This window comes from Nocardia carnea (assembly GCF_029869215.1).
GTDB classification, from domain to species: domain Bacteria; phylum Actinomycetota; class Actinomycetes; order Mycobacteriales; family Mycobacteriaceae; genus Nocardia; species Nocardia carnea_B.
Genome location: NZ_JARWPM010000039.1, coordinates 1 through 23687 on the forward strand (window position 1 = coordinate 1; position 23687 = coordinate 23687).

The 23687-nt window shown below is 69.9% G+C and carries 20 protein-coding genes; 13 read left to right on the top strand and 7 right to left on the bottom strand.

All coding sequences use genetic code 11. The features are described 5' to 3' along the window. Positions 1 to 145: 145 nt before the first annotated feature. The 8 genes from QH276_RS01465 to QH276_RS01500 all read left to right on the top strand — a co-directional run bounded on the left by QH276_RS01465 (position 146) and on the right by QH276_RS01500 (position 9190). On the top strand, positions 146 to 502 hold the full coding sequence (locus QH276_RS01465) for a heat shock protein transcriptional repressor HspR (RefSeq protein ID WP_280406564.1): 357 nt from the start codon (positions 146 to 148) through the stop codon (positions 500 to 502). A gap of 545 nt (positions 503 to 1047) precedes the next feature. After that, positions 1048 to 1383, top strand: a complete 336-nt coding sequence (locus QH276_RS01470; RefSeq protein WP_280396520.1) for a YciI family protein — start codon at positions 1048 to 1050, stop codon at positions 1381 to 1383. Next, entirely contained in the window at positions 1380 to 2597 is a 1218-nt protein-coding gene (locus tag QH276_RS01475) for an RNA polymerase sigma factor (protein ID WP_280396519.1), read from the top strand. The genes QH276_RS01470 and QH276_RS01475 overlap by 4 nt, the downstream gene beginning before the upstream one ends. Positions 2598 to 2709: 112 nt before the next feature. After that, positions 2710 to 3198 (top strand): SRPBCC family protein, encoded by a 489-nt coding sequence (locus QH276_RS01480; protein WP_280396518.1) that lies wholly within the window; start codon positions 2710 to 2712, stop codon positions 3196 to 3198. Positions 3199 to 3579: 381 nt separating this feature from the next. After that, positions 3580 to 5253 carry a hypothetical protein gene (locus QH276_RS01485; protein ID WP_280400933.1) on the top strand — a complete coding sequence of 558 codons (1674 nt, stop codon included), beginning with the start codon at positions 3580 to 3582 and terminating at the stop codon, positions 5251 to 5253. 995 nt (positions 5254 to 6248) lie between these two features. Then, positions 6249 to 6641: a hypothetical protein gene (locus tag QH276_RS01490; protein ID WP_280406565.1), complete on the top strand. Its 393-nt coding sequence runs from the start codon at positions 6249 to 6251 to the stop codon at positions 6639 to 6641. Beyond that, a complete protein-coding gene (locus QH276_RS01495; protein ID WP_280400935.1) occupies positions 6638 to 7798 on the top strand; it encodes a hypothetical protein in 1161 nt (386 codons plus the stop codon). The genes QH276_RS01490 and QH276_RS01495 overlap by 4 nt, the downstream gene beginning before the upstream one ends. 513 nt (positions 7799 to 8311) lie before the next feature. Continuing rightward, positions 8312 to 9190, top strand: a complete 879-nt coding sequence (locus QH276_RS01500) for a TIGR03854 family LLM class F420-dependent oxidoreductase (protein ID WP_280400936.1) — start codon at positions 8312 to 8314, stop codon at positions 9188 to 9190. Positions 9191 to 9238: 48 nt separating this feature from the next. On the opposite strand, the gene QH276_RS01505 is transcribed toward QH276_RS01500, so the two are convergent. Both QH276_RS01505 and QH276_RS01510 read right to left on the bottom strand, forming a co-directional pair. Then, entirely contained in the window at positions 9239 to 10075 is an 837-nt protein-coding gene (locus QH276_RS01505) for an enoyl-CoA hydratase/isomerase family protein (RefSeq protein ID WP_280400937.1), read from the bottom strand. A gap of 24 nt (positions 10076 to 10099) precedes the next feature. Continuing rightward, positions 10100 to 10870, bottom strand: coding sequence for an SDR family NAD(P)-dependent oxidoreductase (locus QH276_RS01510; protein ID WP_280400938.1), 771 nt, complete (start codon positions 10868 to 10870; stop codon positions 10100 to 10102). A gap of 239 nt (positions 10871 to 11109) precedes the next feature. Between QH276_RS01510 and QH276_RS01515 the strand changes: the two genes are divergently transcribed. Next, the gene (locus QH276_RS01515) at positions 11110 to 11991 is read left to right on the top strand and encodes an LLM class flavin-dependent oxidoreductase (RefSeq protein ID WP_280400939.1); all 882 of its coding nucleotides are present in this window, start codon (positions 11110 to 11112) and stop codon (positions 11989 to 11991) included. Positions 11992 to 12016: 25 nt separating this feature from the next. On the opposite strand, the gene QH276_RS01520 is transcribed toward QH276_RS01515, so the two are convergent. Further along, positions 12017 to 12616 carry a TetR/AcrR family transcriptional regulator gene (locus tag QH276_RS01520; protein WP_280400940.1) on the bottom strand — a complete coding sequence of 200 codons (600 nt, stop codon included), beginning with the start codon at positions 12614 to 12616 and terminating at the stop codon, positions 12017 to 12019. Between the two features lie 97 nt (positions 12617 to 12713). On the opposite strand from QH276_RS01520, the gene QH276_RS01525 reads away from it, so the two are divergent. Continuing rightward, the gene (locus tag QH276_RS01525) at positions 12714 to 14858 is read left to right on the top strand and encodes an MMPL family transporter (RefSeq protein ID WP_280400941.1); all 2145 of its coding nucleotides are present in this window, start codon (positions 12714 to 12716) and stop codon (positions 14856 to 14858) included. Between the two features lie 206 nt (positions 14859 to 15064). Beyond that, positions 15065 to 15958: a class A beta-lactamase gene (gene bla, locus QH276_RS01530; protein WP_280406566.1), complete on the top strand. Its 894-nt coding sequence runs from the start codon at positions 15065 to 15067 to the stop codon at positions 15956 to 15958. A gap of 18 nt (positions 15959 to 15976) precedes the next feature. On the opposite strand, the gene QH276_RS01535 is transcribed toward bla, so the two are convergent. Beyond that, entirely contained in the window at positions 15977 to 17257 is a 1281-nt protein-coding gene (locus QH276_RS01535; RefSeq protein ID WP_280400943.1) for an APC family permease, read from the bottom strand. Positions 17258 to 17685: 428 nt separating this feature from the next. On the opposite strand from QH276_RS01535, the gene QH276_RS01540 reads away from it, so the two are divergent. Continuing rightward, the gene (locus QH276_RS01540; protein ID WP_280400948.1) at positions 17686 to 18582 is read left to right on the top strand and encodes a phosphatidylinositol mannoside acyltransferase; all 897 of its coding nucleotides are present in this window, start codon (positions 17686 to 17688) and stop codon (positions 18580 to 18582) included. A 140-nt stretch (positions 18583 to 18722) separates the two neighbouring features. Here QH276_RS01540 and QH276_RS01545 read toward each other — a convergent pair whose 3' ends face one another. From QH276_RS01545 to QH276_RS01555, 3 genes are all read right to left on the bottom strand, one after another. Beyond that, the gene (locus QH276_RS01545) at positions 18723 to 20315 is read right to left on the bottom strand and encodes a DUF4153 domain-containing protein (protein WP_280400944.1); all 1593 of its coding nucleotides are present in this window, start codon (positions 20313 to 20315) and stop codon (positions 18723 to 18725) included. A gap of 331 nt (positions 20316 to 20646) precedes the next feature. Next, entirely contained in the window at positions 20647 to 21591 is a 945-nt protein-coding gene (locus QH276_RS01550; RefSeq protein ID WP_432278696.1) for a HAMP domain-containing sensor histidine kinase, read from the bottom strand. A 149-nt stretch (positions 21592 to 21740) separates the two neighbouring features. Next, positions 21741 to 22442, bottom strand: a complete 702-nt coding sequence (locus tag QH276_RS01555; protein WP_280400946.1) for a response regulator transcription factor — start codon at positions 22440 to 22442, stop codon at positions 21741 to 21743. Positions 22443 to 22601: 159 nt separating this feature from the next. Here QH276_RS01555 and QH276_RS01560 point away from each other — a divergent pair, with 159 nt between their 5' ends. Next, the gene (locus QH276_RS01560; RefSeq protein WP_280406567.1) at positions 22602 to 23537 is read left to right on the top strand and encodes a hypothetical protein; all 936 of its coding nucleotides are present in this window, start codon (positions 22602 to 22604) and stop codon (positions 23535 to 23537) included. The last annotated feature ends 150 nt before the right edge of the window (positions 23538 to 23687 follow it).

Genomic DNA, 23687 nt, shown 5'->3' on the forward strand with positions numbered 1-23687 from the left:
CGCCCGGTCCCCGGGGGCCGCGCCGCGCTTCACGCCCCCGGGGTCCCCCCCCCCCCGGGGGGGGCCCGGGGCCGCCCCCCAACCCCCCCCCCCGGGGCCCCCGGGGCCCGCCGGGGCGGGGGCCCCCCCCCCCCCCGAGTACTTCGTGATCTCGGTGGCCGCCCAGTTGGCCGGTATGCACGCGCAGACGTTGCGCACCTACGACCGGCTGGGATTGGTTACGCCGCAGCGCACTTCGGGTGGTGGCCGGCGCTATTCGGAGCGGGACGTGGAGCTGCTGCGCGAGGTGCAGCGGCTCTCCCAGGACGAAGGTGTCAACCTGGCCGGGATCAAACGCATCATCGAACTCACCAACCAGGTGAGCGAACTCCAGCAGCGCGTCGCGGAACTCAGCGCGGCATTGGAACGGGAGCGGTCCCGGCCGGATTACCGCCCGGAACTGATCCCGCCCCAGCGCAATACCGCCCTGGTCGTCTGGCAGCCCAGGAACCGTCGCCGCTGACCGCACCGCATCGGGCGCCACCGTGGGCGCTCGACGGTTCGGTCGGCGGCGGTCCGGGCAGTCGGCGGGCCGCGCGCACCGACGGCCGGGCTTCCACTGGCTGCGCGCCACAGTTCAGCGCCTCGCCGATGATGTACCCGGCAGCAGGGCGCTGGCCCGGCCCAGGCCGTGCCGCACCGGCCCACCGCAGACCTGACCTGCCCGGCGGCGCCGAGTCGATCCACGACGGCATCCCCGGATGCTTGGAGCGGGCCGCGGGGGCGGCGCGGGTGCCGGTGCTGGGCCGGTACCGGTTCCGCTCGGGGTGTCGTCGCGCTACGGCCCGACGCGCGCCGGCGCGCCCACGTGGCCGAGGCTGTCGCGCATGAGCGGGCCGCCCGGATCACCGATCTACAGCGGCCTATCGCGGCGCTCGAGGTGGGTCCACACGTCCGGCGGATCGGATTTCCTACCTCTGCCCGGTGGTTGCCCGCGCGCGAGAGGCCCGCGAGACGGGGACGCGGTGGACCGTCGGAGCAGGTCGGGGAGTAGGGCATAGTGGGGACATGAAGTACGTGTTGCTGATCTGCGACGACGAAAAGGATTCGCCTTCCATGGCGGAGATCGCGGCGGACCCGGCATATCGCGCGTACGACGCCGAGGTGGCTCGGCGGGGAGCCGCCCTCGGCGGTGCGCGGCTGCGCCCGGTGGCGAACGCGACAACGGTCCGCGTCCGGGACGGCGAGACCCTGGTATCCGACGGTCCGTTCGCCGAAACGAAAGACTTCATCGGCGGCATCGACATCATCGAATGCGCCGATCTGGACGACGCGCTCGCGATCGCGGCCCGGCACCCCTACGCGAGCCGGGGATGTGTCGAAGTCCGACCCGTCTGGGAATGACCGCGCCGAAGCACGTCCGTACCGCGGTCGACGCGGCGTACCGGCACGAATGGGGGCAGGTGGTCGCCACTCTGATCGGGCTGACCGGAGACTGGGACCTGGCCGAGGACTGTGCGCAAGACGCCTTCGCGGCCGCGCTGGCAACGTGGGCGCGCGACGGGGTTCCGGAGCGTCCGGGCGCGTGGCTCACGACGGCGGCCCGGAACCGGGCGACCGATCGGCTGCGGCGCGACGCCACGGGGGCGGCCAAACTGCGGCAGCTCGCCGTGCTGGAACGGCACTCGATCGAGCCGGTACCGGCCGAGGTTCCCGACGAGCGGCTGCGACTGATCTTCACCTGCTGCCATCCCGCGCTCCCGTTCCCCGCCAGGGTCGCTCTGACGCTGCGGACGTTGGCCGGACTCAGCACGGCGGAGATAGCCAAGGCGTTCCTGACTGCCGAACCGGCGATGGCCAAACGCCTGGTACGGGCAAAGCGCAAGATCGTCGAGGCGGGGATCCCGTACCGGGTACCACCGGCGAATCTGCTGGCGGAGCGGTTGAACGCCGTCCTCGCGGTACTGTATTTGATCTTCAATCAGGGCTACAGCGAAGCGGACGAGTCGCGCGCGCTGACCGCCGAGGGTATCCACCTCGCACGGATGCTGGTCCGGCTGCTGCCCGCCGAGGCCGAGGCACGCGGGCTGCTGGCGTTGATGCTGTTGCTCGAGGCCCGCCGCCCGAGCCGTGTCGACGAAGGCGTCCTGGTCACCCTGGAGAACCAGGATCGATCCCGGTGGAACCACGCGCTGATCGCCGAAGGTATCGCGACACTCGACGAAGCGCTGGCCAGGCGTCGTTCCGGCCCGTATCAGGTGCAAGCCGCGATCGCCGCCTGCCATGCCACCGCGCCCGAGGCGGCGGCCACCGATTGGCCCCAGATCGCCCGCCTCTACGCCGAGCTGGCCCGATTGGCTCCCTCCCCGGTCGTGGAACTCAACCGGGCGGTCGCGGTCGCGATGGCCGAGGGCGTTGCCGCCGGACTCGCCCTCGTCGAGAAGCTCGCGGCGTCCGGCGAGCTCGCCGGCTACTACCTGCTGCCGGCGACCCGAGCCGACCTTCTCCGCCGGGACGGACGCCGCACCGAGGCCGCCGCGTCCTATGCGGAGGCCTTGGAACTGGCGCCGACCGAGGCCGAGCAGCGTTATCTGACGGATCGCCTCCGCAGTCTTTGACCGGTGCGGCGGTGCCTTCAACGATTTTCCGGATTTCTCCGTAATCGATGTCCATCCGAGTCCGTCTCCTTCGTCGGTGGGGTGAACCCACAGACAGAAAGGGATAACGACGATGTCGAACACCGAGTACCTGACCGCCACCACGACCGTCGACCGGACGCCGGAGGAGGTCTTCGCGGCCATCACCGACGTGCGCGGATGGTGGAACGAAAACCTCATCGGCGAGACGGCCGCCCTGTACGACGAATTCGTTTTCACCGACGACAGCGCGTACGCCGGCGAGTCCGCCAAGGGCAAGGACGGCATCCGTTTCGCCCGGTTCCAGATCACCGAGGTGGTGCCGGGCCGGCGGATGGTCTGGAAGGTGGTCGATTCCGAGCTCACCTTCATCGAAGATCACGGCGAGTGGACCGATACCCGTGTCATCTTCGAACTCACCACCGACGCACGGGGGACAACGCTGCACTTCACGCACGAAGGGCTCACGGCGGCCGAATCCGAGTGTTTCACGGCGTGCTCACGTGGCTGGACCTTCTACATCACCGAAAGTCTGCCGCGGCTCATCACCACCGGTACCGGCGATCCCATCCGGAGGTACTGAGTAGATCTGCGGCGCCTTCGGCGCCGCGGGGGTTTTGGGGGGGGGGCCGCCGGGGGACGCGGGGCGGGCGCGCCGGGGGCGGGGGTTCTACGCTTGGTTTGGGTTGTCTTTCGGGGCCGCGTCGGCCGCCGGCGGGGGCGGCCTCGGCCGAGGTCGAATTCCGAACGGAACGAGGTGCGGGTAGTCCGAATGTTGCTGCAGCTCCATCCGCATCCCGCGATGCTTCGACTCCTGAGGTACCTGTTCCCGGTGGTCTGCTGATGTCGGTGACAGGTAAGGCGCTGTACAACAACGGGAGCCGTTCCGGGCCGGCTCGATATACCTCGAGGCCGGCGCGCTCGGATTGCTCGCCAGGACCTACGCGATGAAGAGGTCCGAGATTTGAGTATTCACCTACCCAGTGAGGTCGTGCTCTTTCTCAACGTATGTGGCATCCCGTATCCCGATATCGATGTGGACCAGGTCCGTGAGCTGAGTGACGACATCCGTGAGTTCGCCGCCGACGTCCGCGATTCCTTCGACGCAGCGACGAACACTCTCGGCGACATGGGATCGGCAATGTCTGGTAATTCCTACCAGACGATTATGGTGCTCTGGGCTCACCGCCAGGAGAAAATGGCGGACCTGGATTCCGCGCTCGACGTAGCTGCGACCGCGCTCGATATCGGGGCAGACGTCATCGAAGCAATACAGATCGCGGTACTCATCGAACTCGCCGCGCTCGCGGCGAGTTTCGTCGCGAGCATGTTCACACCCGCGGGCGCGGTGACCGGGCCGATGATCGCCGCCGCGGCAAGATGGCTACTGAAAAAAGTGGCCGAGACAATAATGTGGTACCTCGTCGCCGAGGTTTCGGCCAAGGCGCTCGAACCGATGGTGGAGAAGCTCGATCGGCTCATTCGCGATTCTCTGCTCCCGCCCGATTTCGCCCTGCCGCAGTCGCCCGGCGGCCCGTCGAAGTACCACCTCGATCCCGAAGCGGTTTCGCGCTACGCGCAGGATCTGGCAAAGCATGCCGATGAGATGGCCTCGCACGGCCAGAAACTCGGCGAGAAGCTCGAGCAGCTGGATTTCTCTACGCCGGGATTGGAAGTCCCCGCAGCGGATTGGCCCTACCCGGCTACCGACGAGCCACTGGTCGTTCCGGCACAACCCGGCGCCCTGCCGAGCACACTGCCGAGCTGGGTGCCGGAAATGATGCGCGCAATGCCGAGCTGGATGCCGGAAATGCAGCATCCGGGCGTGGAAACGACTGCGGAAAAACCCTCGGACGGTGGCTCTTCCGCTCCAGGGCAGCAGACTACGGGCAACACCGGCGCCCCAGGCGACACGGGCCAGCGGGCCGGCGAGTCGCAGCATTCACCGGCCGCTTCCCCCGATGCCGCCCCGGCTGCCGCGCCGGGCGCTGCATCGAGCTCGGCGGGCGCTCCCGTGCCGGCCGGAATCGACCCCTCCGAACAAGCTCGGATCTCTTCGAACGGCGAATCGACCGGTGACAGCCACTTTGCCGACCAGGGGTCGGAACGAACTGAATCGGTGCAACCCGGAAGGGGAACTGGCGAAGGTGTGCTACCAGCGGGGGCTGCGCAATCCGCGGCAGCGACACCGGGGCAGTCGCAGCCGGCGTCGGCGCAGAACAGCAGTCAGCGTTCTGCCGACAGTGCAGCGAGCAAACCCCAGGGAGGCGCAGGACGTGGCCCGGCCGGTGCGGGGCCGGCTACCCAGCAGTCGTCCACTGGCTCGACCCGCACGACGCCATGGTCGCGGGGCGGCAAGAAACCGGCGCGTGTCGCGCCGGCCACCGAACGTCCCGAGGTGCAGGTGACAGCAACCCCACCTGCCGACACCGGCGACCGTGGCGAATCGGTCCAGCAGCCGAGATCCGATGTCGGCAGTGCAGCGCAGGTGTTTGCGCCGGACACCCCGACGCCCCCCACCCCACCACCCACAGACGAGGCAACCACCGGCGACGCGGGACGAGACGTACCGGCTGAACCGGCGCCGATACCTGCCGAACCAACCCCGGCCACCGGCCGTCGATCGGGGGCGGAGTGATCTGGGTGCGTTTTTCCGGAGGCCGTGCAAGCAAATGCACCGAGGTGCACGGGAGTTCTCAACAGGTCGGTGACTGGCGCGCCGGTTCCCACTGCCCCGAATATGGGGAGTCCGGGGCGGGGCGAACCGCACTCGGCACGGCCGGCCCGTCGGCCCTGGCGGTAGCTGAAGAGTGGTGCGAGGCCACGGCTGGTGCTCCGGCACGGGTAGAGCGCGGTATGACGAGTTCGGGCGGGTGGGTAGCAACTCTTCATGCTCGGGCGTGCCGACAAGCATCCATCTGGTCTGCCGCGAGATGCGATGTGTCCGTGTCCGCCCATCGACCGGCACCAACATGCCTTCGGATGTGGCAAGCGGGTAACAGCGGAAGCCCGATTCCGGGTTGGAGGACGTAATAGTGAACATGGCGCAGGCTGCCAAAAAGGTACTTCTGGACCCTGCCGTAGAGGTCGCCAAAGGCATGTTGGAGGCAGCCCAGCGTCAGTGGGACGCCACCGTCGGCGCTGCTAAGAAGGCGATCGAATCGGCCACCAATGCCGACACTGTGGCGGCGCGGTTGGATCCGGTGTCGCCGGAGGCGGTTGCGCGTGCGCAGGGGCGTGGCGATGCCGGTGACGGTTCGGGCAGCGCTACGCCCAGTCCAACACCGGATGCCGACAGGAACAGCGACCCCGGGCGCCAGGGGTCATCCGAACCCGGCGATCCGAGCAGTGGGTCGCCGGGCCGTAGTGAATCCGACGGGCGAAGCTCTGGGGATGATGGATCGGGTACCGATCGACAGGCGGGAGAAAACCCGGCGAGTGGCGATCGGCCGTCCACGACCGACGAGGGGGCGGGAGCTGATCAGAGCCAAGCGGCGACTGGAGCACCATCTGTCGCTCCAGCTCCCGGCGCGGCCGGCTCCCCCGCTGCTGCGCAGTCTCCGGCCGGCGGTCGGAATCCGGATGTGAGCGGAAGAGATTCGGCTGCCACTGGAGGCACGGACAGTAGGCCGGATGACAGCTCCGGTGCTGAAGGTGGTACCGGTGGCCAGGATCGCGGGAACGAAAGTCCCGAAGAGCGGGCTCAGGTCACAGCAGGTCCCGAGACCGCACCGCCTCGCCCCGAGGGTGCTGATGGCGATGGTGGTCGCAGTGCTGATGGCGATGGTGGCCGTAGTGCTGATGGCGATGGTGGTCGCAGTGCTGATGGCGATGGTGGCCGTAGTGCTGATGGCGATGGTGGCCGTAGTGCTGATGGCGATGGTGGCCGTAGTGCTGATGGCGATGGTGGCCGCAGTGGTAGTGGTTCGGGCTCGGGCGATGGTTCGGGCTCGGGCGATGGTTCGGGCTCGGGCGATGGTTCGGGTTCCGGTAGTGGTTCGGGCTGGAAACCCAGTAAGGGGATGATGGTCGGCGGTGGGCTCGCCGCTGTTGGTATCGGTGGTGCCTTCCTGCTGGGACAGAACATCGGAGATGAGGCCTCTGAGGTTCCCGACCAGACGGAAGTGCGGCCGCCGCTACTTGGTGAGGAGTCTGCTCCGGAGGAGGAAACTCCGTACGAGGAAGAGCCCGAACCCGAGCCTGACGACGAGGACGATGGCGGCGGCTACGACCCGCCCTACTTCGGTGGTGCGGACGATCCTGGGCCGAGCGGTACCGAAGACGATTCGGGCGACGGTGGTCTCGGGCTGGATGACATCGGACTGGACGACATCGGAGCGGACGACATCGGAGCGGACGATGAGTCGGGACTGTTCGGACCGGACGGGCTCGGGTCGGGTGAACTCTCGGCTGAAGAACTCGGGTCGGGCACCGGCGATTCGGATGATTCCGACAGCACACCGGACCCCGATCCCAGTCCCGAGCCGACCCCCACACCGACTCCGACGCCGACGCCGACTCCGACACCGACGGCCGGTGGCGGGGACATGATGACGCCGTTCCTATTGGCCAGCATGATGTCCAACCTCGCCGGGGGTGACTCCGAAGGGGACAGCGAAGGCGACGACGAGTCGGACAAGAAGGACGAACCCAAACCGCCGCCCTCGGCGCCGGCTCCCAACCCAGGGCCGCCGCCGGCCGGTACACCTCCCGCTGAAGGCGCGCCGCCTGATGAAGGCACGCCCCCTGGCGAAGGTCAGCCTCCTGCCGAGGGTGCGCCTCCCGGCGAAGGCGAGCCGCCTGCCGAGGGTGCGCCTCCTGCCGGTGAGCCTCCTGCTGAGGGCGAACCCCCGGCCGAGGGTGCGCCTCCTGGAGAAGGCGAGCCGCCTGCTGAAGGCGAGCCGCCTGCTGCGGGTGAACCACCTGCTGAGGGCGAACCCCCGGCCGAGGGTGCGCCTCCTGGTGAGGGGCAACCGCCTGCTGAAGGTGAACCGCCTGCTGAAGGCGAGCCGCCTGCTGCGGGTGAACCACCTGCCGAAGGAGAGCCGCCTGCCGAAGGCGAACCCTCCGACAGCGGGACATCGGAGACGCCTGCCACGGAAAGCGCGGGTCCGCCCCCGAGTGCTGCCGCGCCGGTGCCCCCGCCGGAGGTTCGCACCCAGCCGCGGGACGGCTCGTCCTGACGATCCTGGCCGCTCGGCGGTTCCGTTACGCCCGGGTGCGGCGGAACCGCACCCGGGCCTCGGCTCGGCCGGCTGGGTACTGGGCGTGGGAAACCGGTTCCGTGCATCGGAATTGCGCGGTGGGCCGCCCGGATCCGGCGCCGTCGGGGCGAGCGTTGTAGACGATCGGCCTCGGCGGGCGAGAACGTCCGAAGTTCTGGTGCCGGCGTGGAGCCGGTGGTGTTCCGGGGCGGTGACGGAGGGGCTGGGACGGCGAGGTCGGTCGTGCCCTTGGCTTCGAGGCGGGTGAGAAGAGCGCGTGCCGGCGGGGCGACCGCCGAACTCGGGGTGGGAATGAAGTTCGGCCCCGGCCGCTGTGCAGCAGCCTGCTGCCGGCCGGGCGACCCGATGCGCGCGGCACGCGTTGACACCGGCGTCGTCCCGTGTGCTTCGAGCCGATCGGAATGCCGGGTGTGGGCCGCGTTGTTGTGGGAGGAATCGTATCGGCGACGGCTTGCTCGAGAGGAGCGCCAGGTGAAGATCCGCTTCGGCATCGGGACGGGTTCGGAAACCGATCCGGGGAGTCTGCCCGCGCTGGTGGATCGGCTCGAGGAAGCCGGGGTGGATTCGCTGTGGTTCTCCGAACTGGTCTATTCGCCCGCGGTGGATCCGGTGGTGGGCATGGCGACGGCGCTGGCGCGCACCGAACGGCTCAAGGTCGGGACCTCGGTGGCGATCCTGCCGGGCCGGCACCCCGTGCTGGTGGCCAAGCAGCTGGCGTCGCTGGCGGTACTCGCGCCCAAACGGGTGCTGCCGGTGTTCGGGTTGCGCCCGGCCGGCGCGGGTGAACTGGACCTTTTCCCGGTGACGGGCCGGCGCGGTGACGTATTCGACGAGGCGTTGCGACTGCTGCGGGCGGTGCTGCGCGAGGACGAGGTGGATTTCGACGGGGACCATTTCTCGGTCCGCGGGGCCGGCGTGGGGATGCGTCCGGCGCGGCCGCTGGATATCTGGCTCGGCGGCCGGGCGCCGGGTGCGTTCCGCCGTATCGGCCGCTACGGCGACGGCTGGCTCGGCAGTTTCCTCACTCCTGACGAGGCCGCGGCCGGAGTGGCGGCGATCAATACCGAGGCGGCCGCCGCCGGCCGGGCGATCGAGGACGACCATTTCGGGATAACCCTGCTGCTCGCCGAGGGCGGTGTGCCCGCGCCGCTCGCGGCACGAATCCGGCACCAGCGCCCCGAGGTCGATCCCGCGGATCTGGTGGCGGGCGGCTGGCCGGAGCTGCACCGGCTGATCGACCGCTATATCGCGGCCGGGCTCAGCAAATTCGTGGTGGTGCCCACGGCCGGTGAGCCGGCCGACGGATTCCTGGATCGGTTCGTCACCGAACTTCTCCCGCGCCAGAACTGATCGCGGAAATCGGCTCCTGGTATGGGAGAGGCAGCGGCGGCGTATTACTCACAACGGCCCCCAGCTGGTACCGGTTCCTTCCCGGAAGGCGGCGAAAGAGGTGTCGAGATCGCCGGTGGCGCTGCACATCACCTGCGTGCGGTTCTCGATATCGAGAGCGTGCCGGAGGCTGGGGGAGTCGACGGTCTGCCACATGGTTTCCTTCGTCATCCACACCGCCAGCGGGGAGTGCCGGGCGATTTCCGTGGCCTTGGCGACAGCGCGCTCGAGGAGGTCGTCGGTGCCGGTCACCTCGAGGACCAGCCCGATTCGCTCGGCCTCCGCCGCATCGAAAATCCGGCCGGTGAGCAGGAGTTCGGCCGAACGAGAGGCGCCGACCAGGCGCGGCAGATGGTAACTGGTGCCCATATCGCAGGCCGAGATGCCGTGCCGGATGAAAACGGCGCCGAAACTCGCCGCGGGGCTCGCGAAACGGATATCGCAGGCGAGCGCCAGGGCGAAACCGCCACCGACCGCGGCGCCGTTCACCGCGGCGATCACGGGCTGGCGGAGGCGGTGGATCTTCTCGAACGCCGACGCCATCAATTCCTGGGAGGCGTAGATCCGGGCGACCGGTGAACGGACCGCGCCCAGCAGAGCCGCGGTCGGGGAGGCGTCGGTGGCGGTGAAATCGGCCGGCGTCGCTTTGAGGTCGGCTCCGGCGGAGAAGCCGGCGCCGGCGCCGGTGATGACCACGGCGCGGACCTCGGGTTTGCCGTTGATCTCGTCGAGCACGGTGTGCAGTTCGGCGACCGTCTGATTGTCGAGGGCGTTGCGCCGGTGCGGGCGGTCGATGGTCAGGACGACGACGCCGGAGGGCAGGTATTCGGTGGCGAGTGCGGACACGGTGGGGGCCTTTCCGGAGCGGGGTCAGCGGGCGACGGTGCCGCCGTCGACGAGGAAGGTCTGGCCGGTGATGAAACTGCCCGCGTCCGAACACAGCAGCAGTGCCGCGCCCACCATTTCGTCGGGTTCGGCGAGGCGGCCCAGCAGCGACGCCCCGGCCATCGCCGCGATGAACTCCGGCGGATTCTTGCGGACCATATCGGTATCCACCGCGCCCGGCGCCATCGCGTTCACGCGGATACCGTCGGCGGCGAATTCGGCGGCCATGGAACGGGTGAACGACAGCAGCGCCGATTTACCCGCCGCGTACATCGACAGCGCGGGCGCGAACTGCATCGCCGCGACCGAACCGAAGTTGAGCACGGCCGCATGCTCGCTGGCCCGCAGATACGGCAGGGCCGCCTGCACCAGGAACAGCGGCCCCTGCACGTTCACCGCGAACGATTTCTCGACCGCCTCCGGCTGCATACCGCTCAGCGGCTGCGCCAGCGCGTTGGCGGCATTGTTGACGACGATATCGATCCCGCCGAACTTCGCCACCGTGGTCTCCACCAGCTGGTGCAGGGCGCTCACCTCGCCGAGATGAGTCGGCACACCGATGGCTTCCGCACCGAGTTCCCGCAACCGCGACGCGGCCTTCTCGCAGGCCTCCGGTTTGCGGCTCGCCACCACGAGGTTGGCGCCGGCGCAGGCGAACCCCTCGGCCAGCGCCAGCCCGATCCCGCGGGTTCCGCCGGTGATGATCGCGGTCCGGGCGCTGAGGTCGAACAACTTCTGGTAGGAGTCCTTGTCCACCGGACAACCCTCTCGCTCGGCGGGCGGCGTCGCCCGGCGTATGACATCGGCCGCAGTCAGTTGTATCAGCACATGCCGGCGCGCGGGCGATACTGCGATATTCGCGGGGTGGCCGGATCATCGCGACCCCGCCGCGTCCGCGCCGGAACCCGTGGTACCGCGAGCCGACCCGATCACGCCCGACCCGAAAACTGGAACGTGTTCTTGCGAAGATCGGCTCCGTGCCCGATGCTGGGGCGATGGATATCGGGATCGCGCTGCCCACCATGTGCCGAGGTTACGACCGGTCGGCCACCGTCGAATGGTCCCGTCTGGCGGACCAGGCACCGGTCTCGAGCATTTCCTGTGGTGAACGCATGACGTACCACAACCAAGAGATGTGGACGACCCTCGCGGCCGCCGCCGCGGTGACCGAGCGGGTGCGGATCGTCGCGAATGTCGCGGTGCTCCCGGCACATCCGGTGGCGCTGGTTGCCAAACAGGCCGCGACGATCGACGTTCTCTCCGAAGGCCGCTTCACCCTGGGTGTCGGCGTCGGCGGGCGCGGTGGCGACTATCGCAGCCTCGGGGCCGGGCCGGAGCGTCGCCACGAACGGCTGGATCGAGCTGTTGCGGAGCTACGGTCGCTGTGGGCGGGGAAGGCGCCGTTCGACGGTGCCGATCCGGTGGGCCCGCCGTGTGTCCAGCCGGGCGGGCCGCCGGTGCTGGCGGGCGCACTCGGGCCCAAATCACTGGCCCGTGCCGCGCGGTGGGCCGACGGGGTGGTCGCCTTCAGTGTGGGCGGGGTACCGGATGAGATCGCGTGGTCGGCCGGCGCCGCCCGCCGCGCCTGGGCCGACGCGGATCGCGAACCGCCCCGCTTGGTGAGCGGTTGTTTCTACGTCCTCGGGATTCCGGAGTCCCGCACCGTGTTGCACAGCTTCACCGCGGAATACCTGGACTTTCTCGGCTCGGGCAATGCCGCGGCGGCCGCTTCGGCCATGAAGACCCACGACGCCGCCGCCCTGCACCGAACCCTGGACGCCGCGGAAGCGGCCGGGCTCGACGAATTCATTCTGGTCCCCGGCTCGGCCGACCGCGCCGTCCTGGACGCGACACTGGACCTCATCGCCGCCCGCTGAATCCGGCCGGTCGACAGCTGAGGGGTCAGCGGCCGGCGCGGGCCAGCAGGTAGGAGCGGAGGACGAGGCGGAGTTCCTCGACCAAGGCCGGCCGGTCGGATTCGGGGGCTTCGACGATCATCGGCATCATGCCGCGCAGCGTCTGGATGGCGACCGCGGTCGTGCGGGACCGGTCCGCGGGGGAGAGTTCGGGGAAGATCGTGCCGATGAGGGTTTCCACCTGGTGGTGGATGGCCTGGTGGGCGGGGGCGACGGCCGCTCGCAGGGCGGCGGGCATATCGGTGCGCGCGAACAAGGCCTTGAAGCCCGGGTTCGCGAGATTGAATTCGACCAAGGGGCCGAGGACCTGGTTCAGGAGGACGTCCAGATCTGCTGGGCCGGAGCCGGTTTCGAAGGTGGCGCGGAAGGCCACGAGCCTTTCCCGATACAGCTCGGCGAGAGCTGCGGCGAGTTCGTCCTTGTTGCGGAAGTACTGGTAGAGCGAGCCCGGGGAGATGCCCGCGGCGGCGGCGACCGCATTGGTGGTCGCGTTTTCGTAGCCGCGTTCGGCGAAGACCTCCGCTGCCGCGAGCAGGATCTGCTCGATGCGGCGGCGGCCGCGTTCCTGGCGGCGCACCTCGGTCACGCACCCTCCTCTTGAAAATGCGAGCATTCACTCGTATTGTTGGGTCAACTTGCGAGTACTTACTCGTATATTCCGGAGATTACCAGAGGGACGGCCCATGCTCGGACGGTTGGTCACCCACCATCCCCGCTCACTGATCACCGCCGCGGTGGCGGCATTCTTGCTGTTGGCAGCCGTAGCGAGCGGTGCGATGAATGCGCTGTCGCTGAACAGATTCGAAGACCCGCACGCCGAATCGGCCGCTGCCGCCGCGGTACTGGCCGACCGATTCGGCACCGGAACGGCCAATGTCGCGATCCTGGTCACCGCCGCGAGCGGTGATGTACGCGATGCCGGCGTGGCCGCCGTCGGCGCACGGCTCACCGACGACCTCGCCCGGTACCCGGGCGTGGGTGACGTCCGGTCGTTCTGGCAGGAAGACGCGCCGGACACCTTGGCCGCCAGAGATTTCGGACACGCGCTGATCCTGGCCTGGGTACCCGGCGACGCCGACCAGGTGCGTTCGGAGATCCTGCCCGGTATCGAGGCGCAGATCATCGACGCCGTCACCGACCCGGCGGTGTCACTCACGCTCGGTGGTGCCGACGAGGTCTTCCGCGATGTCGCCGCCCAAGCGTCGGCGGATTTCCTGCGCGCGGAACTGATCGTGCTGCCCCTGGTGTTCGTGTTGCTGGCCTTCGTGCTCCGGCGGATCGCGGTGGCACTGATCATCGTCGGCATCGGGTTGTTCTGTGTGGTCGGCACGCTCGCCGCGCTGCGGATGATCACCGGTTTCGCCGAGGTGTCGACGTTCGCGGCGAATATCGCACTCGTCATGGGCATCGGTCTCGGCGTCGACTACGGCCTGTTCGTGCTCTACCGCTTCCGGGAGGAACTGACAGCCGGGCACGACGTTCCCGTCGCGGTGCGCCGGGCGGTGGCGCGGGCGGGGCGCACCGTGGCGTTCAGCGCCGCGACCGTGGGTACCAGCCTGGCGGTGCTGTTCGCCTTCCCGTTCCCGTTCCTGTCGTCGTTCGCCTACGCGGGGATCGCGGTCGCGGTGACCGCTGTGCTCGGCGCGGTGGTGATTCTGCCCGCCGCTCTGATGCTGCTGGGCCGGCGCGCGCTGCCGAAGCGGCCCGTCCCCGTTCCCGAACAGGGCTTCTGGTTCCGCACAGCCGAGTACGTGATGCGCCGGCCGGTGGTGACCGGCGGTTCGGCGCTGCTGGTGCTGCTGCTGCTCGGCGCGCCCGCGCTGGGTGTGAACTTCGGGCCACCGGATGACCGGGTGGTCGGTTCCGGACAGTCCGTGCGCGTGATGTACGACACGATTCGGGCCGAGTTCGTCACCGAGGAAGCCGACGCACTGCATGTGGTGGCCCCGCACGCCGGAACCGCCGAACTCGCCGCCTACGCCGAGCGGTTGTCCGCGCTTCCCGGTGTGCTGCGGGTGGATTCGGCCGGCGGTTCGTCCGGGCCGGGTGCCGCCGGTGCGGGAAGCCCGGATCCTTCTCGTCTCCCGAGCGGCGACGCCGGTTGGTTACGTGTGGTGCCGACCGGTGAGCGGCTCGCCGATGACCCCGGCGGACTGGTGCGCGACGTCCGGGCCGCCGCGGCGCCTTTCGATCTTCTGGTGGGCGGCTACCCGGCCGAACTCATCGACTACCGCGACGGTGTCGTGGCGCGGCTACCGCTGGTCGCCGCGCTCATCATGCTCGTCACCTTCGCCGTGCTGTTCCTGATGACCGGCAGCGTGCTCGCGCCGCTGAAGGCCTCGGTGCTCAACCTGCTGTCGATGACGATCATGTTCGGCGTACTGGTCTGGGGCTTCCAGAACGGTGCACTGGCCAGTTTGCTCGGCTTCACCCCGACCGGCGTCATCGAACCGAGTATCCCGATCTTGATGTTCTGTATCGCCTACGGCCTGTCCATGGACTACGAAGTCTTCCTGCTGGCCCGGATCAAAGAGGATTACGACCGAACCGGTGACCCGATCGGTTCCGTCCCCCGCGGTATCGCCCGGTCCGCACCGCTGATCACCGCCGCCGCACTGATCCTGGCCGCGTCGTTCGCCGTGTACGCCACGGGCGGGGTCGCTTTTCTCCAGCAGCTCGGTATCGGTATGGCGCTCACCGTCGCCGTCGATGCCACGGTGGTGCGCGGCGTCCTCGCCCCCGCTCTCATGCGTCTCGCGGGTCATGCGAACTGGTGGGCACCCGGCCCGCTCCGCCGTTTCCACGACCGGTTCGGCCTGCGCGAGTAGGGAGCTCGCCGCAGGTGGCGGCCGGTGGGCCCGGATCGGCGCCGGGCCATGCGAACCCGCCCTGAACTGCGACGATATCCAACCCGACTGGTACCCGGACGGTTGCCGTATTTGCCCCGGCCGCGGCACGGTGATGTTCTGCGGCGGTGAACTTCTCTCTTTCCCTCCGGCCGGGCCGCCGGAACCACCGACGGGTGCCGGCCGCGGTGCTGGCAGCGTCCGCGCTGCTGATCACCGCGGCCTGCACCACTGCCCCCGAATCTCCCGCGGCGACCGAATCCGTGAGTGCCACCGCATCGGCGGCGTCCCAGGCTTTCACCGACCTGGAGGCGTCACACGGTGCCCGGCTGGGCGTTTTCGCGCTCGATACCGGGACCGGCCGCAGTGTCGCCCATCGCGCCGACGAGCGGTTCCCGATGGCCTCGACGTTCAAAGGTCTCGCCTGTGGCGCCCTGCTGCACGCGCATCCGTTGTCGTCGGGGTTCTTCGAGCAGGTGATCCACTATCCGCGACACGAACTCGTCGATTACTCGCCGGTGACCGAACAGCACGTCGATACCGGGATGACGGTGGCCGATCTCTGCCACGCGGCGATCACCGTTTCCGACAACACCGCCGGTAACCAGATCCTGAAACTTCTCGGCGGCCCCGCGGGCTTCACGGCGTTCCTGCGCACGCTCGGTGACGACGTCTCCCGGCTGGACCGCTGGGAAACCGAGCTGAACACCGCGATACCGGGCGATGAGCGCGATACCACCACCCCCGCCGCACTGGCCGCCGACTACCGGGCCCTCGTACTGGGTGATGCCCTCGCCGATCCCGAACGGGAACAGTTGCGGTCCTGGCTGATCGCCACCGCCTCCGGCGCGGACCGCATCCGGGCCGGTCTACCCGCCGAGTGGGTCGTCGGACACAAGACCGGTACGCCCGCCTACGGTTCCGCCCTCGACGTCGCCGTCGCCTGGCCGCCGGGCCGGGAACCGCTCGTCATCGCGGTGCTGAGCACCAAACCCCAGCAGGACGCGCAACCCGACAGCGCCCTGCTCGCCGCCGCCACCCGGGCCGCCGTCGCCGAACTCGGGGCCGGCGCGGTCGAGTAGGGCCCGGCCCGCCGCAGGTCACGCCGAGCGGCGACCCGAGACGGCGCGGCGCACTCCGTAGAAGAGTGCGCCCGCCGCGACGACGACCGCACCGGCGAATACCGAGGTCGGCGGCAAGGTGAACGCCAGGACGAGGCAGCCGGTGAAGCCGAGTACCGGGATCGCGCGCGGGGGCCGGTTCTCCGCGCGGGTCAGGGTGGCGGCCGAAGCGTTGGCGACGGCGTAGTAGAGCAGTACGCCGAACGAGGAGAACCCGATGGCGGCACGGATATCGGCGGTCGCGGCCACCGCGGCGACGAGCACACCGACCGCGATCTCGGCCCGGTGCGGGACCGCGAAACGCGGATGGACGGCGGCCAGCGCGTGGGGGAGGTGCCGGTCGCGGGCCATCGCCAGCGTCGTGCGCGAGACTCCGAGAATCAGCGCCAGCAGCGCGCCCAGCGCGGCCACCGCGGCGCCGGCCCGCACCACCGGCTCGAGCCATCCGGCCCCCGCGGCCCGCACCAGCTCCGACAGCGGGGCGGCCGCCGCAGCGAGCCGGGCCGGACCCAGCACCGTCAGGGCGGCCACGGCGACGAGCGTGTATGTGCCCAGCGTGACGGCCAAAGCGATGGGGACGGCGCGCGGGATGGTGCGGGCGGGATCGCGGACCTCCTCACCGAGGGTGGCGATCCGCGCGTAACCGGCGAAGGCGAAGAACAACAGCCCCGCGGCCTCCAGCACCCCGGTGACGCTGATATCGGTACCGAGTCGCAGCTGTCCGGTATCGGCGGCGCCGGACCCGAACGCGGCCACCACGACCGCCGCCAGTACCGCCAGGACGATACCGACGACGACGCGCGTGAGACCGGCCGATTTCTGGATACCGGCATAGTTGACCGCGGTCAGCACGAGCACCGCACCGACCGCCACCGCGTGCGCGTACTCCGGCCAGACGTAGAGCCCCGCGGTGAGCGCCATCGCCGCGCACGACGCGGTCTTGCCGACCACGAACGCCCATCCGGCCAGATAACCCCAGAACTCGCCGAGTCGTTCCCGCCCGTACACGTAGGTGCCGCCGGACGCGGGGTAGCGGGCGGCGAGCCGGGCGGACGAGGTCGCGTTGCAGTAGGCGACGACCGCCGCGACCGCCAACCCGAGCAACAGTCCCGACCCGGCTGCGTGGGCAGCGGGGGCGAGCGCGGTGAAGATCCCGGCGCCGAGCATCGCACCGAGCCCGATGAGCACGGCGTCGGCGAGGCCGAGCCCGCGATGTAAACCGCCGTCCTGCGCGCCGCCGGCTCGATCCTCCGCGGTCACTGTGCTCTCCTGCCGTACTGCCGATCCTGACGCCGCCTACTGTCTCACGCCGGGCGCGGCGGCGCTCAGGTGCGAGATGCCGCTTCGGCCAGTTTCGCCAGGTGGCGCGGTGTGTTGCCGAGATGGGCGGTGCCGAACGCGGCGGGCCCGGTGAAGAACGGGCCGGTGGATCACCCCGAGGGGTGCCGGAGGATGGGTTCGGGACGGCGTGGTCGCGCACGGGAACCCGCGGCGACGAGTTAGTGTTCGGCGAGTATGCCGGGTGCGCACATGGCTAGAATCGGATACTCGCAGGTTGGCCGCGGCGCGTGTGTGCCATGTTGCTCATGCTTCGCTTCCGGCGATCCACCGAGACGGTACAGGGTGTCGGCATTGACTACTTCGAACGCAATTCCCATCCGGCCGGCGTACCGGGAAGCCGTGCCGGAATGAACGCCGGGGCCCGGGCGGCGGATCTCGGGTACGCGGCCGCGTGGCGGCTGGTGCGCCTGCTGCCGCAGCGGTGGGCGCTGCGCGCGTTCGAACTCGTGGCGGATCGCGCCGCGCGCCGCGGAGGACCGGAACAGCTGCGCCGCAACCTTTCCCGTGTTCTCGGCACCACACCCGACGCGGTCCCCGCCGAGTTGATCCGGGACAGCCTGCGCTCCTACGCCCGGTACTGGTGCGAAGCGTTCCGGCTCCCCGCGATGGACCCGGTGCAGCTCGCCGGAACCATCGAATCCTCCGCCACCGGGCTCGACCACGTCCAGGACGCGGTCGCCCGCGGTAAGGGCGCGGTGCTGGCGCTACCGCACAGCGGCAACTGGGATCTGGCCGGGGTCTGGCTGGTGCAGCGGGTGGGCACACCGACGGTCGTGGCCGAGCGGCTGCGGCCCGAATCGCTGTATCAGCGATTCGTCCGGTTCCGGGAACGGCTGGGGTTCGAGATCATCCCGCTCACCGGTGGTGCGACGCCACCGTTCGCCCAGTTGATCACCCGGCTCCACAAGGGTGGCCTGGTATGCCTGCTGGGGGAGCGCGACCTGTCCGGCGCGGGGGTACCGGTCGAGTTCTTCGGCGAACCCGCCACCATGCCCGCAGGCCCGGCCAAGCTGGCGATCGACACCGGTGCGCCCCTTTTATCGGTGCATTGCTGGTTCACGCCGGACGGCTGGGGTTTCGAGGTCGGCGCGCCGATCGACACCACCGGCGGTGTCGCCCCGACGACGCAACGGCTGGCCGACCGGTTCGCCGCCGGTATCGCCGCGCATCCCGCCGACTGGCATATGTGGCAGCGGGTGTGGACCGCCGATTACCCGGCCGGCGGGGTCGATGGCCGGGCTTGATTTCTTCATGCCAGGTGCCGAATCCACCGGAGGCATCGCGCTGGCGGCGATGCTCGCACTGCACCTGCACCATGCTCGGTCTGCCCACCGGTGCCGCTGCGCGAATGCTGCTCACCACGCTGCCGACCTGCGCGCTACGGTCACCGGGCTCGGTTGCGGGCGAGATTCCAGCTGTTCCAGGTGTCGTCGTCGAGCTGGTGCGCGAGGCGGTTGCGCAGGTCGATGCGGATCGCGGCGGGCAGGCGGTCGATCGCCGGGACGATATCGGCCGACAAGCCGGCCAGGTAATCGGTATCGAGGTCCTCGCCGCGCTCCCAGCGATCGATATTGCGGGTGGCGACCAAGCCTTCCGGGTTCACCGCCGCGAGCACCAGCAGCGCGGCCGTCCCGGTAGCGACGGCGGTGCGCGGCAGCCAGGCCGTTTCCAGGCGCACGACCGCGACGATCACCAGCACGTACACGACGCCGAGCCAGAGCTCGCAGGTGCCGACCAGCAGCCGCAGCACGGTGAAACCGTAGGCCTGCTGGTAGGTCCACATGCGTCCGAAGGCGGAGGCGATCATCACCAGCGTGAGCACGCTGATCGCGCACAGCAGACCCCGCAACCACAGCCTGTCCACGGCCGTCTCGCGCGTGGCCCGGTGCAGCACCGGCAGGATGACGGCGAGGGTCAGCACGGTGACGGCGGACAGCTGCCAGAACCCGCCGCGCGCGTATTCGGCGTAGGTCAGGCCGGCGGTGCGCTGCACATAGTCGTCGCCACCGAACAGGGCCACCAGTTGCGCCCCGAGAAACAGGGCGAAAACCACGGTCAGCGCGCCGACCGGCAGCCCCCATTCCAGCCGTGCCAGGGTTCGGTTCGGCGCCGTCGTGTTCGCGCCGGCGGCGGCCGGGGGTCCGGCGAGCAGGTACAGCGCACCCAGTGTTCCGATACCTGCCGAACCGAATACGAAGAGCCAGGCGACCAGGGTGTCACCGCGCAGACTCGGCACCAGCCCCTCGACGAGCGCGGCGAACGTTGCGTCGGCCCCGGCCAGCAACGGGACGAAAACCGCCAGCAACGCCACCGTGACGGCCACCGAGACCCCGAGCCGCCGATTCCGCGCCCCCGTACCGTCGGCGCGCCGGCCCAGGGCGGCGTACACCCAGGCGAGGGCAGCCGGCGCGGCCAGCGGGACCGCGAGCGCCTCCCGGAATATCCCGCGCTCGGACCGCCGGCCGATCACCGCCAGCGATCCGGCCACAGCTGCCGCCGCCACACACAGCACGAACAACCACTCCGCGGCCCGGAAAGTACCGACCGCCAGCAGCGCCACTGCCGCGATCGACCACAGCAGGCGTTCCGGGTTCCGGGCCCGTCCCTGTTCCGGTGCGGCGGTGCGGCGGGCGCGCCGATGGACCACGCCGACTGCGGCCGCCGTCGCGGAACCCGCCAGCAACCAGCCGATTCCCGGCCGGTCCAGCGGTACGGTCGCCGCTGCGACCAGCCCGGCGATCCCCGCCGCGGGCAGGACACCCGCAGGGTAGGCGACCAGCTGCCGGCGCGGCGGGACGACCGCGGCGCGCGGGTGTTCCGGTGCGATCTGTTCAGTGGGCGGCTGCCATTGTGCCCGGCTGCCAGGGCCCCACAGCGCCGCATCGGAGGACGGCTGCGCGGCGGTTTCCTTATCAGTGGCCGTTGCCGAGTCGGGCTTGCCCGCGACCGGCGAACCGTATTCGGAGGCGGCCGGCATGCCCGGTAGGGCAGCGGATTGCCCGGCGGCGGCCGGGGTCGGAGTACTGCCCGGCCGGGCAGCGCCGACTACGACGGGTGTGTCCGCCGTAGCAGTGGAAGCCGCCGGATCCGTTGGTTCCGGCGTTCCGGCCGGGTCGGCCGGTGCCGGAGTCCCGGCAGCTACTTCCGAGTCGGTCGATGGTGCAGGGTCGGAGGACTCCGCTGGTTTCGTGGGGTCCGGCTGCTTCGGGGTGTCGTCCGGTTCGAGTCGTCCGGGCATGAGAGTCCTCCTGAAGGTGTGCGTTGTCGACCCGGCGCCGATCGGCCGCCGGGTTGTCCGGATGGCGAGGTCAGGGGGCGGGCGGCGCGGTGGCCGGCAGGATCACGCGGATCCTGGAGCCGGGATCGGCCACCGCGATGGAACCGCGGTGCAGTTCGATCACCCAGCGCGCGATGGCGAGCCCGAGTCCGGTGCCGCCGCCGTCGGTGCGGCCGCCGCGGGTGAAGCGGTCGAAGATATGGTCGCGTTGTGCGGGCGGTATGCCGGGTCCGTCGTCCTCCACGTCGATGACCAGATCGCCGTCCACCGGGTGCGCCCGCAGCCGGACCTCCCCGCCCGCCGGACCGTGCCGCGCGGCGTTGTCCAGCAGGTTCAGCAGTACCTGGTGCAGGCGGGCGCGATCGGCGTACACGGTGGCGGCGCCGGCGGCGACAGCGCGGAACCGGATCCCCCGGCCCAGCGCGGCCGTCATGACCTCCACCTCGGCCACCACTTCCGCGAACAGTGGTGCGATGGCGAACTCGTCGCGTTCCAGCCGGATCGCACCCGCCTCGAGACTGGAGATATCGAGGAGTTCGGAAACCAGCCGGCCCAGCCGTTCGGTTTGCGCGAGTGCGGTTTCCAACGTTTTCGGGTCGGGTTCGGAGACGCCGTCCACCAGGTTCTCCAGGACGGCGTTGAGCGCGGTGATCGGCGTGCGCAATTCGTGCGAGACGTTGGCTATCAGATCGCGGCGCTGCTGGTCGGCGGCGGCGAGATCGGCCGCCATCCGGTTGAATGCCGCGGCGAGTTGCCCCACTTCGTCGCGCGATGTCGCGCGCACCCGGGTCGTGTAGTCACCGCGCGCCATCCGCTGGGCCGCGGCGGTCATCTCGCGCAGCGGCATGGTGATGCCGTGGGCCAGGAACTGCGAGGACACCAGGGCGATCACCATCGCGGCGAGTGTGGTCATCGGCGGTAGCCAGCCGATCTGTAACCGGAAGTAGCCGAAGGCGAGCCCGCCGGCGGAAGTCATGAGGACGGCCAGTTTCAGTTTGATGGAACGGATCCGGTCCAGGGGGCGCGGCAGGATCGTGGCGACCCGGTCCGACGCTCGCCGCAGGGTGCTCAGCGCGCCCGCTGTGTCCTGAGTCCCGGCGCCCCGCACTGTGGCCGGTGGCTCTCTCATCTGGTCTCCAATGCGTAGCCCACACCGTGGACCGTCCGGATCAAGTCGGCACCGAGTTTGCGGCGCAGCGCCTTGATATGACTGTCGACCGCCCGGGTGCCCGCGGCATCGGCCCAATCCCATACCTCTTCGAGCAGCCGCTCGCGGGCGAGTACGGCCCGGGGCCGCTGGGCCAGCGCGGCGAGCAGGTCGAATTCCAGCGGGGTGAGCTGGGCTTCGACCCCGCCGCGCCAGACCCGGCGCTGATCGGCATCGATGCGCAGATCGCCGACCACGGTGATCGCGTCGCCGCGCGACCCGGCCCGTTCGACCCGCCGCAGCAGGGCGTGTACGCGGGCGGTGAGCACCCGCAGGGAGAACGGTTTGGTCAGGTAGTCGTCGGCGCCGACACCGAGACCGATGAGCTGATCGGTCTCGTCGGTGCGTGCGGTGAGCATCAGCACGGGTACGGAGCGTTCGGCCTGGATCCGGCGGCACACCTCCAGCCCGTCGAAGCCGGGCAGCATCACGTCGAGGACGACGAGATCCGGCCGGAACGTGCCCGCCGCCGCCACGGCCCCCGGGCCGTCGTGTGCCATCTCGACCGTGAACCCCTCGGCCCGTAGCCGCGCCGCCACCGAATCCGCGATCGTGGGCTCGTCGTCCACGACCAGGATCCGCCGCGCGGTCGTTCCCCCGGCTGCTGCCTTCTGTTCCATGCCGGGGAGCCTAGACACCCCGTGTGGAGAGACCAGGGGACAATTGTGGAGATTCCGTGTGCCCGCCCGGGCGGCGCCGGAACCCGCATTTCTGTCGGTACGGCGGGATATGATGAGAACGGTTGTTCCGCAAGGCATCCGGGGGATCTCATGTACGATATGCCGCCCGACCCGTTCGATCCCCGGTCCACCGATCGGCTGATCCGCACGCAGCGGCATCGGCCCCGGTGGCGGGAAGTGCTCGGCTCGCCACGTGTGCGCAGTATCGCGGTGCTGATCGGGATGCCGGTCGTCTTCGTGGTGCTCGCGGTGATCCTGGTACCGGCCGTCGGCTCCCGCACCGCCGATCCGCCGGCCGAGGTAGGCGCATCCGCCACGCCCCCGTTGCGGGAATACGCGCGGGTCGATCCGGCCCGGCCCTTCGCCGATACCCCCGCCGCGAAGTGGGGCGAGGGGATCATGGTGCCGCCGGCCGTACCCGTCGGCCGGTACTCGGCGGAGGAGGTCGCGACGGCCATGACGGCGGTGCGGCAGCTGATCATCACGGCCCGGCTGGATCGGCACGTGCTCGAGACGCACGATGTGGAACCCGTACTGGCCCAGCTCGCCCCACACCAGGCCGCCGAGGTCCGCAAGGCGGTGCGACCGGGTAACGAGGCCGAGACATCGTGGATCAGTGTCAAGATCGCGCCCGGGTTCCGGTTGCTTCCGGTACCGCCGCGAGTCGCCGGGTCGATGACCCCGGTCGTCAACGCGGAGGGCGAACTGGTGATCCGGACCAACTATCTCGTCGCCTACGCCTTCCACACCGACCATCCGGAGCAGTTGGACGGCCCGCTGGACATCATCGCGGTCGACCGCTGGGAAGCCGATTACATCTGGGTCTCCGATGCGCGATACGACGCCGGCTCGCAGGGGATCTATTACGGCGAGATGCGCGGTCACACCTACTCCGTGAACTGCGCACTGCACGACAGAGGATTCCTCGCACCCAACTACAGCAACCCGCCCGACCCCTTCGGCGAACCGGACACCCGGGATCCGGAGTACTACTTCGACCCGGCGGAACCGGTCGTCACCGAGCGGGGTTGCTGACGAAGCAGTACGGGCCGGGGGGCGCGCCCGCGGCCCCGGGGCGCGGCGCCGGGGCGGGGGGTGGTGGGGAGGGCGGGGTGGGGGGGGGGGGCGGCGCGCGCGGGGCGTCGGGGGGCGGCGCCGGGGAGGGGCGGAAAGAACACCCCCCGC

Coding starts and splice junctions, on each gene's coding strand:
- QH276_RS01480 (WP_280396518.1), top strand. CDS start 2,710: ATGTCGAACACCGAGTACCTGACCGCCACCACGACCGTCGACCGGACG.
- QH276_RS01560 (WP_280406567.1), top strand. CDS start 22,602: ATGCCGCCCGACCCGTTCGATCCCCGGTCCACCGATCGGCTGATCCGC.
- QH276_RS01495 (WP_280400935.1), top strand. CDS start 6,638: ATGATGGTCGGCGGTGGGCTCGCCGCTGTTGGTATCGGTGGTGCCTTC.
- QH276_RS01475 (WP_280396519.1), top strand. CDS start 1,380: ATGACCGCGCCGAAGCACGTCCGTACCGCGGTCGACGCGGCGTACCGG.
- QH276_RS01540 (WP_280400948.1), top strand. CDS start 17,686: ATGAACGCCGGGGCCCGGGCGGCGGATCTCGGGTACGCGGCCGCGTGG.
- QH276_RS01515 (WP_280400939.1), top strand. CDS start 11,110: ATGGATATCGGGATCGCGCTGCCCACCATGTGCCGAGGTTACGACCGG.
- QH276_RS01490 (WP_280406565.1), top strand. CDS start 6,249: ATGACAGCTCCGGTGCTGAAGGTGGTACCGGTGGCCAGGATCGCGGGA.
- QH276_RS01470 (WP_280396520.1), top strand. CDS start 1,048: ATGAAGTACGTGTTGCTGATCTGCGACGACGAAAAGGATTCGCCTTCC.
- QH276_RS01550 (WP_432278696.1), bottom strand. CDS start 21,591: ATGACTTCCGCCGGCGGGCTCGCCTTCGGCTACTTCCGGTTACAGATC.
- QH276_RS01525 (WP_280400941.1), top strand. CDS start 12,714: ATGCTCGGACGGTTGGTCACCCACCATCCCCGCTCACTGATCACCGCC.
- QH276_RS01555 (WP_280400946.1), bottom strand. CDS start 22,442: ATGGAACAGAAGGCAGCAGCCGGGGGAACGACCGCGCGGCGGATCCTG.
- QH276_RS01545 (WP_280400944.1), bottom strand. CDS start 20,315: ATGCCGGCCGCCTCCGAATACGGTTCGCCGGTCGCGGGCAAGCCCGAC.